Below are 15,081 nucleotides of genomic sequence, written 5' to 3'. Positions count from 1 at the left end.
GCCTGTGTAAACGCAGGGGAGGGCGCTAATGAAACTGGAAGAACCGAACTTCAAGGCACCTGTGGACGCGGATGAGCGCAAAGCCATTCCTCCGGTCATCTGCTACCCGCCAGAAACGTTGGATCAGCCGGATTTGGCGACACTGGCCAAACTGCGAAAGGGCGCATCCAAGACTGCCGAAGCCACCGCCACCCCTCGGGACGCCACCTGCATCGACGTGCCCGCCGGGGCGTTTGTTCGGGTATTGTCGGTCGATGGTCCACAGGTCGGCGATCTGAACATGTGGAACAAACACGACCTGACCGAGCGGTTCTATTCCGGCAAAACCCGGGCGCTGCATGGCACGCACTTGTCGACCGGAGACCGCATGTGGTCAAGCTTTCCCAACATGCGCCCCATGGCGACCATAGTTGACGACACGTTGGACTGGTACGGGTTTGATGCCTTTGGTGGCTCGGTCCATGACGTGATCGGTACGCGCTGCGATCCCTATACCGGGCGGTTGCTGTCCGGCGACGACTACCACTATTGCTGCCATTCGAACCTGACACGCGCGCTGGCCAGTCATTGTGACCTGCCACTGCACGAGGCCGAGATGCTGGTGCATGATGTGCTCAATGTCTTCATGTGCACCGGCTTTACCCGCGATACCGGTCAATACTTTATGAAGGCCAGTCCGGTGCGTCCGGGGGACTATCTTGAATTCTACGCCGAGATCGACCTGATCGTCGGGCTCTCGGCCTGTCCTGGCGGCGATTGTTCGTCCGAGCATTCGTCGGACGTCGCCGCCTGTTACCCATTGGTGATGGAGGTCTATGATCCGGGGGAAGTTGCCCGCGCGTCGAATGTTCAGCCGCCGCGATCCGTCTATGACCGGACACATGGAACGGGTTAAGACGTTAGGCGACGCCCCAAACGGTTCAACATCCGGCAGCACAGATCGAGCTGTTCGATCTCGACATACTCATCGGCCTTGTGTGCCTGTGTGATCGAACCCGGCCCGCAGACAATTGCGTGCACACCCAGTTGCTGGAACAACCCGGCCTCGGTAGCGAAGGCAACGACACCTATGCCATTGGCGCCGGTCAATTCAGCAACAAGGTCTCGGGCTGCGTTGACGTCCATGGGTTCCAACCCTTCGACCTCGGCCACAGCCTCTTGCGTGATGCCGGCGTTCGGGTGAACCGCCTGCATTTCCGGCAGGAGAGTGTGCTGCACATAGTCGGACAGGGTATTGCGCACCAGTTCTGCATCGCTGGATTGAACCGGGCGCATTTCCCACGCAACTTCGGCCTTGCTGGCGATGACGTTATGGGCGACGCCGCCCGAGATGCGACCGACGTTGACCGTGGTCCATGGTGGCTCGAACGGGCTGCCCTTTGGCGCGCGGGATTTCAGGATGTGGCGTAATTCCAGCAGCTTGCCGATATAGCGCGCCGCGTATTCGGCAGCGTTGACACCGTCATCGGGGGCCGAGCTGTGCCCTTCGAGGCCGACAAAGCTGGTGGTGTATTCGAAGCACCCCTTGTGCCCCTCGATCACCCGCATCTCGGTGGGTTCGCCGATGATTGCAATGTCTGGAACAATGCCGCGTTCAGAGAGGTCATTGACGAGGTTTTGAGCGCCCAAACAGCCGGTCTCCTCATCATAGGTGAATGCGAAGTGTAGCGGTTGGGTTAGCCTGCCGGGATCCAGTGTCTCGGCAAAGGCCAACGCGGCAGCAATGAACCCCTTCATGTCGCAGGTGCCGCGACCATACAGCCGACCGTCCCGTTCAGTCATCTGGAACGGGTCTTTGGTCCAGTCCTGATCGGTCACGGGAACCACATCCGTATGGCCGGACAGCAGAATGCCGCCTTGCATGTCGGGTCCCAGCGTGGCGAAGACGTTGGCCTTGGTACCGGTGGCATCCCGCGTTTCGATGCACCTAGCGCCGAGCGCTTCAAGCCGATCAGTTAGATATCGAATGATCTCAAGGTTGCTATCGGCGGACACCGATTCAAAGGCAATCAGGTCGGCGAGAATTTCGGTGGTTCTGTCCAGGGTCATGGTTTCACGAATAATTTTCGGGGCCGATCGCAGAAACATTCGGCAGGTCCGGTTTCGGTGATCAGGATCGTCTCTGTAATCTCAAGGCCCCAATCGTCCATCCAAAGGCCGGGCATGAAGTGAAAGGCCATACCAGGTTCCAGAACGGTCTCATCCTCGGGGCGCAGGGAAATAGTGCGCTCTCCCCAGTCCGGCGGATAGCTGAGCCCCACCGGATAGCCGCAGCGTGCACCTCGTTCGATCCCGGCACGTTCTAGTGGTGCGGCAAGTGCCAGGGCTATGTCGCGCGCTTGGTTGCCTGCGCGGGCAGCGTCCAAACCGGCCTCAAGACCTTCGACCAACGCCGCCTCGGCCCGCAACAAATGGTCTGGCGGCTGGCCCAGAAAAACTGACCGGCAGAACGGTGTGTGATAGCGACGGTAACAGCCGGACAGTTCGAAAAATGTGCACTCTCCGGGTTTGAAGGGTGCGCCATCCCATGTCAGATGCGGGGCTGCGGCATCCGGACCCGAAGGCAACAGAGGTACGATAGCAGCATAATCCCCCCAGTCGTTCCCAACTCCCGAGATGGCATCATGGTAAATCTGCGCGACCAACTCATTCTTGCGTAGTCCTGGTTCGACCCGCTCCAGCACCCCGTCGATTACGTGTTCCGAGATGCGGGCAGCCTTGCGCATCAGAGCGATCTCTTCACCGGATTTCACAGCTCTTTGCCAATTTACCAGCGCATTCGCATCGACCAACTCAGCCTGTGGAAGTTCCGCCAGCAAGGTTAGATGTGCTTTGGCCGAGTAATAGTAGTTGTCCAGTTCAACGCCGATCCGCCCCAAGCCCAGGCCGCAGGCTCGGATCAGCGCTGCGAGGTCCTGCATCGGGTGTCGGACGGTCGATTGCACGTAGTGGTCCGCATAACCGTATATCCGTTCATCTGACATCCAGACCGTCCGCCGCGCGCCGTTGGCATCCTGATTGCGGCCCCACCAAATCGGGTCTTGGTCATGCAGGACCAGCACGCCCTGGTGTACGTAAAAGGACCAGCCCTCATACCCCGTCAGCCACGCCATGTTCGACGGGTCCTCGACAAACAGCGCATCCAGCCCTGCCTTTGCCATGGCCGCGCGCGTCTTTGACAGCCGACGGTCGTATTCGGCCTGGCTGAAGGCCGGATCGGCATGGGCCATGGGCTGCTTCCTTCGGTGACTGAGTTTTGTTGACAGAACTAGACGAATCCGATCACGTCAATGGGCAACACAGAGAAGACGCTCAGTTGAAAATCACATCCAACCCGTATCGCGCCGGTCAGAAACTGATCGAGGGCGTACCATTTCCGTCCACGAATGTGGCGCGCGCTTCGGAATTGATCGCGCGTTGCCTGTCGGCTGACGAAACCCCTTTAACCGATGTGCACGGGTTGGCGGATGTGGCAAACCTGTGGGTGAAAGATGAACGTGGACGGATGGGGCTGGGGTCGTTCAAGGCATTGGGGGCCGCCTATGTCATCGCGCGCCATGCGGCAGAGATTGCTGAGACGCCCGACGCCACAACGCTGTCGGGTCGTACCTATGTCACGGCCAGCGCAGGCAATCACGGGCTCAGCGTGGCCTCGGGCGCGCGCAGGTTCGGAGCTGACGCAGTGGTCTATATCGCCGATACCGTGCCCGAGAGTTTTGCAGATCGCCTGCGCGAACAAGGTGCGAAGGTTGTGCGGGAAGGCACAGATTACGCCGCCAGCATGAACGCCGCCAGCAAAGCGGCGCAGGACAACAACTGGATACTGCTCTCCGACAGTTCGTGGGAGGGGTATTTCGACCTGCCGCATACTCTGATGGAGGGGTACTTGCAGATGGCGGCCGAGGCCGTTCGACAATGCCCTCAGGTGCCGACCCATATCATACTGCAGGCCGGTGTTGGTGGGATGGCCGGAGCGGTTGCGGCCTACGCGCGAACCGTCTGGGGGGATGCGCCGCAGATCATCGTGGTCGAACCCGAAGCGGCCCCGGCGTTACAAGCCAGTATCAAGGCCGGTGCCTGCGTTTTCGCCGACGGCCCCGACAGCGTGATGGGACGGCTCGACTGTAAGGAGCCGTCGTTGATTGCTCTGAACGGGTTGGCTCGCGATGCAGACAGGTTTCTGACTTTGTCCGATCAGCAAGTGACCGAACATCTTCCGGCCATGGCCTCGGCCGGTATAGCCACCACCGCGTCAGGCGGGGCGGGTGTAGCCGCCGTCATGAATGATCAAGTGCGCGAGGCTCTGGGCACCGGACCCGATGCCCGTGTCTTGTGCTTCCTGTCCGAGATCGCCGAATGAGGGGCTTTGAGTCGTCCGAACTCCGCTCGCGCGAACAGAGCGCGCGCAGCGTCGGATGGAGCAGGCGGTTCTTTCGGCGTTGTTGCGGACGACCGAGCCCGAAGTTCGTTATTTCACCGGCTACCTGACCCGTTTCTGGGAAAGCCCGACACGCCCTTGGTTCCTGATACTTCCCGTTTCGGGCAAGCCGATAGCCGTCATCCCGTTGATCGGGGCTGCACTGATGGCGCAGACTTGGGTGGATGACATCCGTACCTGGAGCGCGCCCGATCTGGACGACGACGGTGTAAGTCTGCTGACTGATACTCTGCGCGAGGTTTGTCCGGAGGATGCGGTGATCGGCCTGCCGGATGGGCACGAGACGCATATCCGTATGCCTTTGGCTGATCTGAGCCGGTTACCATACGTGCTGGGTGCGCGCCGTGTAAGCGGTGACGAGGGTATTCACCGCAACTTTTGGATGGTCAAATCCCCGGCTTAGATTACCAAGATCGAAACCGCCTGCGCCATTGCCGGGCGGGCCTTTCGGTGCATGCCCGAGATTGCCAGAGACGGCGTCGCGTTGGATGAGGTCTTTCGCCGGTTTCAGTGTTGTGTCTGGACGAGGGCGCGGATTTGGTGCCGTACCTTGCTGGCGGAGCAGAGTAGGGTGGATATACCGACGTGATCTCGCCGGCCCGTGCCACCGCACTGAGCCCCGGTAATGTTCTGATGCTGGATACCGGGCTGGTTTGGGACGCATATTTCTGCGACTCGACCGCAACTGGTCGGTCGGAGCAGCCAGCCAGCAGGTTCACGATGCCTATGCGACGCTGATAGAGGCCTCGGACGCCGCATTTGATGCTGCGCGCCCCGGCGCAAAGGCGGCAGAGCTGTTTCACGTCATGAACAAGGTTCTGTCTCGCACCTCGGGCGAGACTGGCGCAGGGCGACGGGGGCATGGGCTGGGGATGTCGTTGACGGAATGGCCGTCTCTGATCCCTACCGATCATACTGTACTGGAGCAGGGAATGATTCTGACGCTGGAACCCGGCATAGCGGTTGGCGGCAAAATCCTCGTTCACGAGGAGAATATAGTCATCACCGAAGGGGCGCCGCGCTTCATCAGCCCCAGAATCGGTCCGGAGTTGCCCGAGATATGAGCTTTTTACCCAACACGTTGGACAAAGACGATCCCGACGCCACGCCGATGGGGCTGATCGTGTTGCAAACCGACGAGACGATCGAGCCCGAGTTTTACGCCTATTTCGCCGAACCGGCGCGCACCGACCTATGTCTCGGGTATTCCCAGCAGGGCAGAGGTGACGAAAGATACGCTGGCGGAAATGGAGAATACCCTGCCTGCCGCAGCGGACCTTCTGCCCAAGATCCACCTCTACAAGGTGGTTGGGTACGGATGTACGTCGGCCAGTTCGGTTATCGGATCCGACCGGATTGAACGGATGATCCGGAAATCCTGCAACGTGGCGGAGGTCACGAACCCTCTGCGCGCAGCGTCCGCCTGTGCGGCGCATTTTGGGGTCTCTAAGTTTGCGTAACTGTCGCCTTATATCGAAGAAGTGAACGAACCGCTGCGGCAGGCTTTTGCTGAAAATGGGGTATCAATGGATGTTTTCGGCTCGTTCGGAGAGGCGGAAGAATCAAAAGTTGTACGCATTTCACAGCGTTCAGTGGTTGATGCAGCGCTGAGACTTGGGGCCGATCCAGCGGTTGAAGCTGTTTTCATAAGCTGTACGAATTTAAGAACTTTTGATGCAATTCCAGAAATCGAAAGCCGTTTGAAAAAGCCGGTTTTGTCCAGCAATCAAAGCCTTGCATGGCACATGCGGGAACTGAATTCCGCTTAATGGTAATGCAGGCACAATCGAAAATGTCTGACCTTTGTCACATTTTGGTTGCGTGCCGCGTCTCGCATGTCCTTTAATGAGGGCAACAGGTCTTTGAGATCCGGATAAACCGGGCAAACAACAGACCACACAGGGAGCCAAGTCGGTATATGTCCAATGACGCAGCGTTCGTCGAGTTTCAGCGTGTCCAAAAGTCTTATGATGGCGAAATACTCGTTGTAAAAGATCTAAACCTCTCAATGCCAAAAGGTGAGTTTCTGACAATGCTGGGCCCATCGGGGTCCGGTAAGACAACCTGCCTGATGATGTTGGCCGGGTTCGAAACCGCCACTCATGGTGAGATCATGTTGGATGGACGTCCAATCAATAACATCCCTCCGCATAAGCGTGGTATTGGAATGGTGTTCCAGAACTACGCCCTTTTCCCGCACATGACCGTGGCCGAGAACCTGTCCTTTCCGCTGGAAGTACGGAATATGGGCAAGGATCAGCGCGAGGAAAAGGTAAAGCGGGCGCTGGATATGGTGCAGATGGGGGCCTTTGGTAGCCGTCGTCCAGCGCAATTGTCCGGGGGTCAGCAACAGCGGATCGCGCTGGCGCGGGCGCTAGTGTTCGAACCCGAACTGGTTCTGATGGACGAACCGCTAGGCGCGCTGGACAAACAACTGCGCGAACATATGCAGTTCGAAATCACTCGTCTGGCGCACGAACTGGGGATCACTACCGTTTACGTGACCCACGATCAGACCGAGGCGTTGACTATGTCGGACAGGGTTGCGGTATTCGACGACGGCCGCATTCAGCAATTGGCGCCGCCGGACCTTCTGTATGAAGAGCCCGAAAACAGTTTCGTCGCGCAATTCATTGGTGAAAACAACACATTGGAAGGTGTTGTTAAGTCGATTGACGGCGATTCATGTGTGGTGGCTCTCGATGACGGTTCCGAGATTGATGCCAAACCCGTGAACGTCCACAAGGCGGGCGAACGAACTAAAGTTTCGATCCGCCCCGAACGCGTTGAGTTCAACAAGGACCGTCTGCACGCCGATGCGCATACGCTGAAGGCTACGGTAAAAGAGTTCATCTATATGGGCGACGTGTTCCGCTTCCGCCTGTCCGTGGCCGGAAACGATGATTTCATCATCAAGACCCGGAACGCGCCGGATGCGGTCAAGTTGCGTCCAGGTCAAGAGGTCGAGATCGGCTGGCTGGCCCAGGACTGCCGCGCGCTTGACGCCTGATACAGAAAATCCCCGTGTGATCCGCCCGGGTGCGCGGGACATCAGTTGATCGGGTTGCCCCGTGATCCGGTCTTCAAAGTTAAAATTAACGGGTAAAACAGGGAGTTAACAATGAAAGTTACCAAAACCACTCTTTTGGCGAGTGTAGTTGCCGCAGTTGCCGGTGGCGCGATGGCCGAAGAGATGACGATCGTTTCGTGGGGCGGCGCATACTCCAAATCGCAGCTCAAAGCCTATCACGAACCCTATTCGGAAAAGACCGGTATTACCATTTTGAATGACGACAGCTCGAATGAAGCGGTCGCCAAACTGCGCGCGATGAACGAAGCGGGCAACATCACCTGGGATGTGGTTGACGTTGTGGCCTCGGACGCGATCCGCCTGTGCGACGAAGGTCTGGCGCTTGAGATCGATTTCGACACCCAACTGGCCCCGGCGCCGGATGGAACACCGGCCTCAGAAGATTTCGGCGACCTGCTGGTCAGTGACTGCTTCATCCCGCAGATCGTTTATTCGACTGCATTCGGCTATCGCACTGATCTGGTTGGCGACACCCCACCCACCGATATCTGCGCTGTATTTGATCTGGAAACCTATCCCGGCAAGCGTTCGCTTGAAAAACGTCCAATCAACAACATGGAATGGGCGCTGCTGTGTGATGGCGTAGCCAAGGACGACGTCTACGATGTTCTTGCGACCCCGGAAGGGCAGGATCAGGCGCTGGCCAAGCTGGGCACTATCAAAGACAGTGTTGTCTGGTGGTCTGCTGGTGCCGACACGCCGCAGCTGCTGGCCGACGGTGAGGTTATCATGGGGTCGACTTATAATGGCCGCCTGTTCAGCGTGATCGAAGAGCAAAAGCAGCCCGTCGCCATGTTGTGGGACGCGCAGGTGTTTGATCTGGACGGCTGGATCATCCCGGCAGGTCTGAGCGAAGAGCGTCAGCAGCGTGCGCTGGACTACATCATGTTCGCGACCGACACGCAGCGTCTGGCGGATCAGGCCAAGTACATCTCGTATGGTCCGGCCCGTGCCTCGTCGGCACCTTTGGTTGGCCAGCACGCCGAACTGGGTATCGACATGGCACCGCACATGCCGACCGATCCGGAGAATGCCAAGAACACGTTCCTGTACAACTACGAGTTCTGGGCTGACTACCGCGACGATATCGACGCAAAATTCCAGGCATGGCTGGCACAATAAGCCTGTCTTTAAACGCAAGGTCGGGGCCGCCAATGGCCCCGACCCACCAAAGACCAAGGGACGCAGATGACTGACGCTACTCAATCCGGTCCGATGCTGGCCGCCGATGGCACGCCACTTAAGAAATCACTGGCGCGATCCCTTCGCCGCCGCAAACTTCGGGCGCTGGCCCTTGTCGCGCCCCTGCTGTTGTTTGTGTTACTCTCGTTTGTGATCCCGATCGTGTCGATGTTGTTTCGGTCGGTTGAAAACGGCATCGTCGCTGAAACGCTCCCGCTGACTGTGGTTGAGCTGAAGAACTGGGATGCTGAAAGCGGAGAGCTGCCCGACGAAGCCCTTTACGCCGCCTTTACCAAGGACATGGTCGCAGCTGTTGAGGAGAAAACGCATACCAGACTCGGCACGCGTCTGAACTATGAACAGACAGGCATGTCTTCGATGTTCCGTAAATCAGGACGTAATATCAAACGTCTGGACCCTGAAGCTGATGCGCCTTTCAAGGAAAAGCTGATTGAGATTCACGACGGTTGGGGTGATGTGGAAACCTGGCGCACGATCAAGACCCATGCGGTGCCAATCACCAATGGCTATTTCCTGAACGCAATCGATATGCGTCGCACGCCCGAAGGCGCCCAATCGCAGCCCGAGGACAAACAAATCCTTATCAAGCTGTTCGGGCGCACGTTGTTCATGTCGCTGATTATTACCGGGTCCTGCATTCTGTTGGCATACCCGGTCTCGTACCTGCTGGCGACCCTTCCGATGCGGGTGTCCAACATGTTGATGATCCTCGTGTTGCTTCCCTTCTGGACCTCGCTGCTGGTGCGAACCTCTGCGTGGAAAGTCATGTTGCAGCAGCAGGGCGTGATCAACGAAACGCTGGTCTGGCTGGGTCTGGTCGCTGATGATGCGCGACTTGTGATCATCAACAACCAATTTGGCACGATCATCGCGATGACCCACATTCTGCTGCCGTTCATGATCCTGCCGATGTATTCGGTGATGCAGACGATCCCGCCATCCTACACCCGCGCGGCCAAGTCGATGGGCGCGACCAACTGGACAACCTTCTGGCGGATCTACTTCCCGCAGTCCATTCCGGGAATCGGAGCGGGGTCGATCCTCGTATTCATTCTGGCCATCGGCTACTACATCACGCCCGAGATCGTGGGCGGCACCAAAGGTGTCTTCATCTCGAACCGGATTGCCTATCACATCTCGTCCTCGCTGAACTGGGGTCTGGCTGCGGCGCTGGGGACGATCCTGCTGGCGGTCGTTCTGTTGCTCTACTGGTGCTACGACAAGATCGTGGGCATTGATAACGTGAAGTTGGGATAAAGATCATGGCAGCACTTACACCCATATCCCGCAAACCGTTGTCGGTCGTTCTGCCGGCTGTCGCCATTGCCGGAGGTTTTGTCGGCATGTTCGTCGGCGCCGGGCAGGGCAATGTCCTCCTGGGCATCCTGATCGGCGCCGCGCTGATGGCGGCGCTGGCCTGGGTCTATATCACCGTGCTCGACAATGAACGGGTTGCGCGCTGGATCACTGTATTGGGGCTTGCCGCCATCGGGTTCTTCTTTGCCGGGATCACCGGTTTGATCGCCGGGCTGCTGGTCGGCTGGTTCTTTGCCTTCTTCATCTTCTGGCTGTACGAGGGCCGCTATCGGCAAAAGCTGTTGCCCTATCTGACAGGTCGGCAGGTGTTCGAGCATTACCTGTTTCGCGTGATTTGCGGCGCCATCTTTGTCTTCCTGATCACGCCGATCCTTGTGGTTCTGCCGCTGTCATTCAACGCACAGGATTTCTTCACCTTCACTCCCGAGATGCTGCGGCTGGATCCCGAGGGGTACTCACTGAAGCACTACCGCGATTTCTTCACCAACAATGAGTGGCAGCGCAGCTTCAAAAACTCGCTGATCATCGCGCCGATTGCGACGATCATTTCGGTGTCTCTAGGGACATTGGCGGCCATCGGCCTCAGTCAGAGCCACGTACCGGGGCGCCGGGCCATCATGGGCATCCTGATCTCACCGATGATCGTGCCGCTGATCATCTCGGCGACAGGGATGTTCTTCTTCTACAGCGACATCGGGCGCTTCCTTGAGGGCACGCTGGGCATGGACAAAAACTTCGTAGGCTATGTGAAGGTCATCCTTGCCCACGCGGTTCTGGGCATTCCTTTCGTGATCATCACGGTGACGGCTACTTTGGTCGGTTTCGATCAGTCATTGACGCGGGCAGCCGCGAATATGGGGGCAGGGCCGGTGCGGACCTTCTTCAAGATCCAGATGCCGCTGATCCTGCCGGGTGTGATCTCCGGCGGGTTGTTCGCTTTCATCACCTCGTTCGACGAGGTTGTGGTGGTGCTGTTTGTTGGTTCGGCCAGTCAAAAAACGCTGCCGTGGCAGATGTTCACTGGCCTGCGGGAACAGATCAGCCCGACCATTCTGGCGGTGGCGACGATCCTTGTGGTGATCTCGATTGCGCTGCTGACCACGGTTGAACTGCTGCGGCGGCGCTCCGAACGCCTGCGGGGCCTCAGCCCGGCTTGACGCGACTCGAAAGCTGATTTAGCGATTTCACCATGCACCCCGGTCACGATGGCGTCGTGACGTAGGGCGGGGTGCATGGCTCTCGGTTCCCGAGGCCGCTTGTCCTGAACGCCGGGGCTTGTGGCCGGGCGGTGCCTGTCCGGCATTGAGGAGAGACCAAATGACTGAATTGCAAAATCGCCCCGAGTTCTTCACCAGCCACAATGGCGACAAGGCTCCGTTGCCCTTCAGCAAAGCGGAATACGCCCGGCGTTTGGCCAGTCTGCGCGCGACGATGGCGGCGCGTGATATCCCGGCAGTGCTGCTGACGTCGATGCACAACATTGCTTACTACTCGGGCTTTCTGTATTGCGCGTTCGGCCGTCCGTATGGCTGCGTTGTAACGCAGGACAGCTGCACCACGGTATCGGCGAATATCGATGCGGGCCAGCCGTGGCGGCGCTCGGTCGAGGAAAACGTGATCTATACCGACTGGAAGCGGAACAACTACTGGCGCGCGGTGGCTAGTCTGATTGGCTCGGCCCGTCGGATCGGCATCGAAGGTGATCACATGACGCTGGCCATGCGGGATACGGCGCTGGACATGTTGGGCGGGCCGGATCTGGTGGATATTGCTCCGGACACGATGGCTGCTCGGATGGTGAAATCTGCGGAAGAGATCGAGTTGATCAAGGGCGGCGCGCGCACTGCGGATGTTGGCGGCGCAGCCATTCACGCCGCTATTCATGAAGGCGCGACCGAGATCGAGATTGCCATGGCCGGACGCGACGCGATGGAGGCCGAAATCGCGCGTGCCTATCCGGATGCGGAATACCGTGATACCTGGGTCTGGTTCCAGTCCGGCCTGAACACCGATGGCGCGCATAACCCGGTTACCAAACGTGCGCTGCAAAAAGGCGATATCCTTTCACTGAACACTTTTCCCATGATCTCAGGCTATTACACCGCTTTGGAGCGCACCCTGTTCCTCGGAGAACCAGATGCGGAAAGCCTGCGTATCTGGAAGGCCAACGTCGCCGCGCATGAACTGGGCCTGAGCCTGATCAAACCCGGCGCGACCTGCTCGGGTATTACGGCCGAGATCAACCGCTTCTTTGCGGATGAAGGGCTGCTGCAGTACCGTTCTTTTGGTTACGGCCATTCGTTCGGGATCCTCAGCCACTACTACGGCCGCGAAGCCGGGCTGGAGCTTCGCGAGGATATCGACACGGTGCTGGAGCCGGGCATGGTCGTCTCAATCGAGCCGATGCTGTGGATTCCCGAAGGCCAGAAAGGCGCAGGCGGTTATCGCGAGCATGACATTCTGGTTGTCGGGGAAACCGGCGCCGAGAATATCACCGGTTTCCCGTATGGCCCGGAACACAACACGATCAGTGCCTGATCGCATTGCAAGGAAGGGTCACCAGCCCTTCCTTTTTTCAGTGCCCATGGTGGGGTTGATTGTCCGGTTCTGAGGTGTGTATCTGGCGACACTATCGGAAAGGATATGCCGTGGGACAATTCGAACTGCCATCGGATACGGGTGTCTGTTTTATTAACCTCGACCGGGTGCCGGAACGGGCCAGCTTCATGGAAGCTCAGTTCGCCCACACAGGTTTGGTCGGTGCCCAACGGTTCAGCGCATTGGACGCGCAGAAACCCGGCGCACTTGAGGACAATGGCTATGTCCCCGGAACCGGCAGTCGCTGGGGACTGAAGCAAAGCGAAATTGCCTGTTTCGAAAGCCACCGCGCCGTGTGGCAAGCCGCTGTGGATCAAGGACTGAAGGCGGTGGCTGTCTTTGAGGATGACGTTGAAATGTCCGCGCAGGCTGGGGCGGTCATAGCTGCACTGTTGGATGGTGGAAACGGGTTTGACCTCATCAAGCTGGATTACTCGCCGCGGTCCATGCGGTTCGGAGTATTGCAGAGGATTGCAGACGTCCCGGTCAGACCAATGCTGGAAATGGCCCCTAGCGCGGCCGCCTATATCGTGACGCAGGCGGCCTGTAGAAAGCTGTTGTCGTGGTCGGAGCAGTATTCCGATCACTTGGACGACTTCATCTCGATCCCGCGTTCGGATTGGCGCATGTATCAGTGCTTTCCGGCGATAGGAGTTCAGGTGATCTGGTCGAAACAACAGGAACAGACCGCCGAAACCGTCAAGCTCAGTGAGCGGTCGCAGGACCAGAAAACCAACAGCGGTTTGGACAAGGGGCCATTTTGGTTCCGCGTTCGGCGCGAACTGCAGGCGGCGGGGCGCAAATTGTACTGGCGCACTGGCGGTCAGCGCCGTTTGTTGGATGATGGCGGGTTCGTCGGGTTCATTCCGTGCGCTGACGACCTGAGCGTGTGACTTATAATCAGGCTCTGAATCCCCTGATATCTGCCATGCAACGCATAAGCGTTAACAAAACTGTCGATTTGATATAATCTTCCAGTGTTTTTGTGGTTAACGTTCGGGTGTTTGGTGTGGGGCAGACTATTTACGAAAAATACGGCGGGTTCAAAACCATTAGTCGGATCGTGATGACATTTTATGAAATGGCCTTGGAATCCGATCAAATTGGCGGCCATTTTGAAGATATAGACATGCCACGTCTGATCGACCACCAAACCAAATTCGTGTCTTCCTTGGTGGGCGGGCCTGCATCTTTCAGTGATGATCGGATCGAAGCGGTTCACCGGCACCTCAATATCTCACATGCGGATTTTGACGAAATGGCTGAGCTGTTTGGCGAAGCGCTGGCCATGCACGGGATGGAAGACAGCCATATCAAAATCGCCCTGAATGCCATTGAATCCAAACGTTCAATCATTGTCGCGCGTGACGCCGCATGAGTATTCTGGCCATCAATGAGCAGCTGCTTCGGGCGATCGGAGTTGGTGTTGCGGTCGTTCGCGCCTCAGATCTCAGTTTCGTATTTCACAACGGGCCGTTCGCGGAGTGGTTCGGCAAGCCAGAGGAAGGGCAGACGCTGCTGGATGTGCTTCCATCGCTTGAAGTTCGTGAATTGGAGGACGTAAAGCAATCCGGTCTGCGCTATTCTGTTGAACTGCAGATCAAACCAAAGCGCAGAACGCTGATTTTCGCGACGACTGTGTCGCTGGCAAATGGCCTGTCTGAACAGGTTTTGGTCATCGAATGTCAAAACATCACCCGCATCCGCGAGCTTGAAAGCATGATCGACAGCTACTCGACCATGGTCGAGCGCAACACGCGTGAATTGGAGCGGGAAAAAGAGCGGGTTGAACGTCTGTTGCTGAACCTGATGCCACGCGCGGTGTACGAAGAGTTCAAGACCTTCGGCGTTGTCACGCCTCAGCTATACGATCAGGTGTCGGTGGTGATGCTGGATTTCGTAGGCTTCACGGATTTTGCGGCCAAGACCGACCCGACCGTGACACTGAGCGAGCTGAACGATATTTTCACTGCCTTCGACCGCATCGTTGAACAGTTTGGGTGCGAGCGGATCAAGACCATTGGCGACGCCTATCTTGCAGTGTCGGGTATGCCCGATGCGACGCCGGACCATGCAACTGCAGTAGCGCATTGTGCAGTACGGTTCCTGCGGTATCTCGAGCGGCGCAACGAAAGCCACCCGCATAAATGGCAGGCCCGGATCGGTTTGGGAATGGGGGCTGCTGTTGGCTCGGTCGTGGGAATACAGAAATACGTCTATGACGTGTTCGGTCCGGCGGTTAACATTGCCGCGCGCCTGCAAGTCTTTGCAAACCCGATGAATATCGTTGCTCCGGAAGAGATGAAATACGCCCTGATCGACGAGTTTCAGGTCTCGGACATTGGGCGTGTGGACATCAAGGGCATGGGTGAAATGGATCTGATCAATGTGACCTCTGGCCTTAGCGTGCCGCAGCCGTTGTCGCGTTTCTGAC

The 15,081-nt window shown here is 57.9% G+C and carries 14 protein-coding genes and 1 pseudogene; 13 read left to right on the top strand and 2 right to left on the bottom strand.

What is annotated here, in order from left to right; translation table 11 throughout:
- The first annotated feature begins 28 nt into the window (after positions 1 to 28).
- Positions 29 to 895, top strand: a complete 867-nt coding sequence (locus ACR0IM_RS03655) for an urea carboxylase-associated family protein (RefSeq protein ID WP_480680856.1) — start codon at positions 29 to 31, stop codon at positions 893 to 895.
- Here ACR0IM_RS03655 and argE read toward each other — a convergent pair.
- Both argE and ACR0IM_RS03645 read right to left on the bottom strand, forming a co-directional pair.
- A complete protein-coding gene (gene argE, locus ACR0IM_RS03650) occupies positions 892 to 2,049 on the bottom strand; it encodes an acetylornithine deacetylase (RefSeq protein ID WP_480680855.1) in 1,158 nt (385 codons plus the stop codon). The two genes, ACR0IM_RS03655 and argE, sit on opposite strands and share 4 nt — an antisense overlap.
- The gene (locus ACR0IM_RS03645; RefSeq protein ID WP_480680854.1) at positions 2,046 to 3,230 is read right to left on the bottom strand and encodes a M24 family metallopeptidase; all 1,185 of its coding nucleotides are present in this window, start codon (positions 3,228 to 3,230) and stop codon (positions 2,046 to 2,048) included. Before ACR0IM_RS03645 ends, argE begins: the two co-directional genes overlap by 4 nt.
- A gap of 86 nt (positions 3,231 to 3,316) precedes the next feature.
- On the opposite strand from ACR0IM_RS03645, the gene ACR0IM_RS03640 reads away from it, so the two are divergent.
- The 12 genes and pseudogenes from ACR0IM_RS03640 to ACR0IM_RS03585 all read left to right on the top strand — a co-directional run bounded on the left by ACR0IM_RS03640 (position 3,317) and on the right by ACR0IM_RS03585 (position 15,080).
- Positions 3,317 to 4,360 (top strand): pyridoxal-phosphate dependent enzyme, encoded by a 1,044-nt coding sequence (locus ACR0IM_RS03640; RefSeq protein WP_480680853.1) that lies wholly within the window; start codon positions 3,317 to 3,319, stop codon positions 4,358 to 4,360.
- Positions 4,357 to 5,502 (top strand): annotated as a pseudogene (locus ACR0IM_RS03635) (M24 family metallopeptidase). The gene ACR0IM_RS03640 and the pseudogene ACR0IM_RS03635 overlap by 4 nt, the downstream one beginning before the upstream one ends.
- The gene (locus ACR0IM_RS03630) at positions 5,499 to 5,798 is read left to right on the top strand and encodes a hypothetical protein (protein WP_480680852.1); all 300 of its coding nucleotides are present in this window, start codon (positions 5,499 to 5,501) and stop codon (positions 5,796 to 5,798) included. Before ACR0IM_RS03635 ends, ACR0IM_RS03630 begins: the two are co-directional and overlap by 4 nt.
- Before the next feature lie 121 nt (positions 5,799 to 5,919).
- Complete coding sequence (locus ACR0IM_RS03625; protein WP_480680851.1) at positions 5,920 to 6,207, top strand: aspartate racemase/maleate isomerase family protein; 288 nt, start codon at positions 5,920 to 5,922, stop codon at positions 6,205 to 6,207.
- Between the two features lie 149 nt (positions 6,208 to 6,356).
- Positions 6,357 to 7,448: an ABC transporter ATP-binding protein gene (locus ACR0IM_RS03620; RefSeq protein ID WP_480640528.1), complete on the top strand. Its 1,092-nt coding sequence runs from the start codon at positions 6,357 to 6,359 to the stop codon at positions 7,446 to 7,448.
- 111 nt (positions 7,449 to 7,559) lie between these two features.
- Positions 7,560 to 8,651 (top strand): extracellular solute-binding protein, encoded by a 1,092-nt coding sequence (locus ACR0IM_RS03615; protein ID WP_480640527.1) that lies wholly within the window; start codon positions 7,560 to 7,562, stop codon positions 8,649 to 8,651.
- Positions 8,652 to 8,717: 66 nt separating this feature from the next.
- The gene (locus ACR0IM_RS03610) at positions 8,718 to 9,989 is read left to right on the top strand and encodes an ABC transporter permease (RefSeq protein WP_480590641.1); all 1,272 of its coding nucleotides are present in this window, start codon (positions 8,718 to 8,720) and stop codon (positions 9,987 to 9,989) included.
- Between the two features lie 5 nt (positions 9,990 to 9,994).
- Positions 9,995 to 11,206 carry an ABC transporter permease gene (locus ACR0IM_RS03605; protein ID WP_480640526.1) on the top strand — a complete coding sequence of 404 codons (1,212 nt, stop codon included), beginning with the start codon at positions 9,995 to 9,997 and terminating at the stop codon, positions 11,204 to 11,206.
- Positions 11,207 to 11,366: 160 nt separating this feature from the next.
- Positions 11,367 to 12,587: an aminopeptidase P family protein gene (locus ACR0IM_RS03600; RefSeq protein ID WP_480680849.1), complete on the top strand. Its 1,221-nt coding sequence runs from the start codon at positions 11,367 to 11,369 to the stop codon at positions 12,585 to 12,587.
- A gap of 110 nt (positions 12,588 to 12,697) precedes the next feature.
- Positions 12,698 to 13,540, top strand: coding sequence for a glycosyltransferase family 25 protein (locus ACR0IM_RS03595; protein ID WP_480640524.1), 843 nt, complete (start codon positions 12,698 to 12,700; stop codon positions 13,538 to 13,540).
- Between the two features lie 107 nt (positions 13,541 to 13,647).
- Positions 13,648 to 14,025 carry a group I truncated hemoglobin gene (locus ACR0IM_RS03590; protein ID WP_480680846.1) on the top strand — a complete coding sequence of 126 codons (378 nt, stop codon included), beginning with the start codon at positions 13,648 to 13,650 and terminating at the stop codon, positions 14,023 to 14,025.
- Positions 14,022 to 15,080 carry an adenylate/guanylate cyclase domain-containing protein gene (locus tag ACR0IM_RS03585; protein WP_480590651.1) on the top strand — a complete coding sequence of 353 codons (1,059 nt, stop codon included), beginning with the start codon at positions 14,022 to 14,024 and terminating at the stop codon, positions 15,078 to 15,080. The genes ACR0IM_RS03590 and ACR0IM_RS03585 overlap by 4 nt, the downstream gene beginning before the upstream one ends.
- Position 15,081: the final 1 nt, after the last annotated feature.

The sequence above is a fragment of the Ruegeria sp. BF6 genome, from assembly GCF_056538665.1.
Note: the sequence above shows the minus strand (reverse complement) of the source record. Positions and strands in the feature narration are given on the sequence as shown.

What these genes read in the sequence shown, in the direction of transcription:
- ACR0IM_RS03610 (WP_480590641.1), top strand. Translation starts at nt 8,718, where the DNA reads ATGACTGACGCTACTCAATCCGGTCCGATGCTGGCCGCCGATGGCACG.
- ACR0IM_RS03600 (WP_480680849.1), top strand. Translation starts at nt 11,367, where the DNA reads ATGACTGAATTGCAAAATCGCCCCGAGTTCTTCACCAGCCACAATGGC.
- ACR0IM_RS03630 (WP_480680852.1), top strand. Translation starts at nt 5,499, where the DNA reads ATGAGCTTTTTACCCAACACGTTGGACAAAGACGATCCCGACGCCACG.
- ACR0IM_RS03655 (WP_480680856.1), top strand. Translation starts at nt 29, where the DNA reads ATGAAACTGGAAGAACCGAACTTCAAGGCACCTGTGGACGCGGATGAG.
- ACR0IM_RS03585 (WP_480590651.1), top strand. Translation starts at nt 14,022, where the DNA reads ATGAGTATTCTGGCCATCAATGAGCAGCTGCTTCGGGCGATCGGAGTT.
- argE (WP_480680855.1), bottom strand. Translation starts at nt 2,049, where the DNA reads ATGACCCTGGACAGAACCACCGAAATTCTCGCCGACCTGATTGCCTTT.
- ACR0IM_RS03605 (WP_480640526.1), top strand. Translation starts at nt 9,995, where the DNA reads ATGGCAGCACTTACACCCATATCCCGCAAACCGTTGTCGGTCGTTCTG.
- ACR0IM_RS03620 (WP_480640528.1), top strand. Translation starts at nt 6,357, where the DNA reads ATGTCCAATGACGCAGCGTTCGTCGAGTTTCAGCGTGTCCAAAAGTCT.
- ACR0IM_RS03645 (WP_480680854.1), bottom strand. Translation starts at nt 3,230, where the DNA reads ATGGCCCATGCCGATCCGGCCTTCAGCCAGGCCGAATACGACCGTCGG.
- ACR0IM_RS03615 (WP_480640527.1), top strand. Translation starts at nt 7,560, where the DNA reads ATGAAAGTTACCAAAACCACTCTTTTGGCGAGTGTAGTTGCCGCAGTT.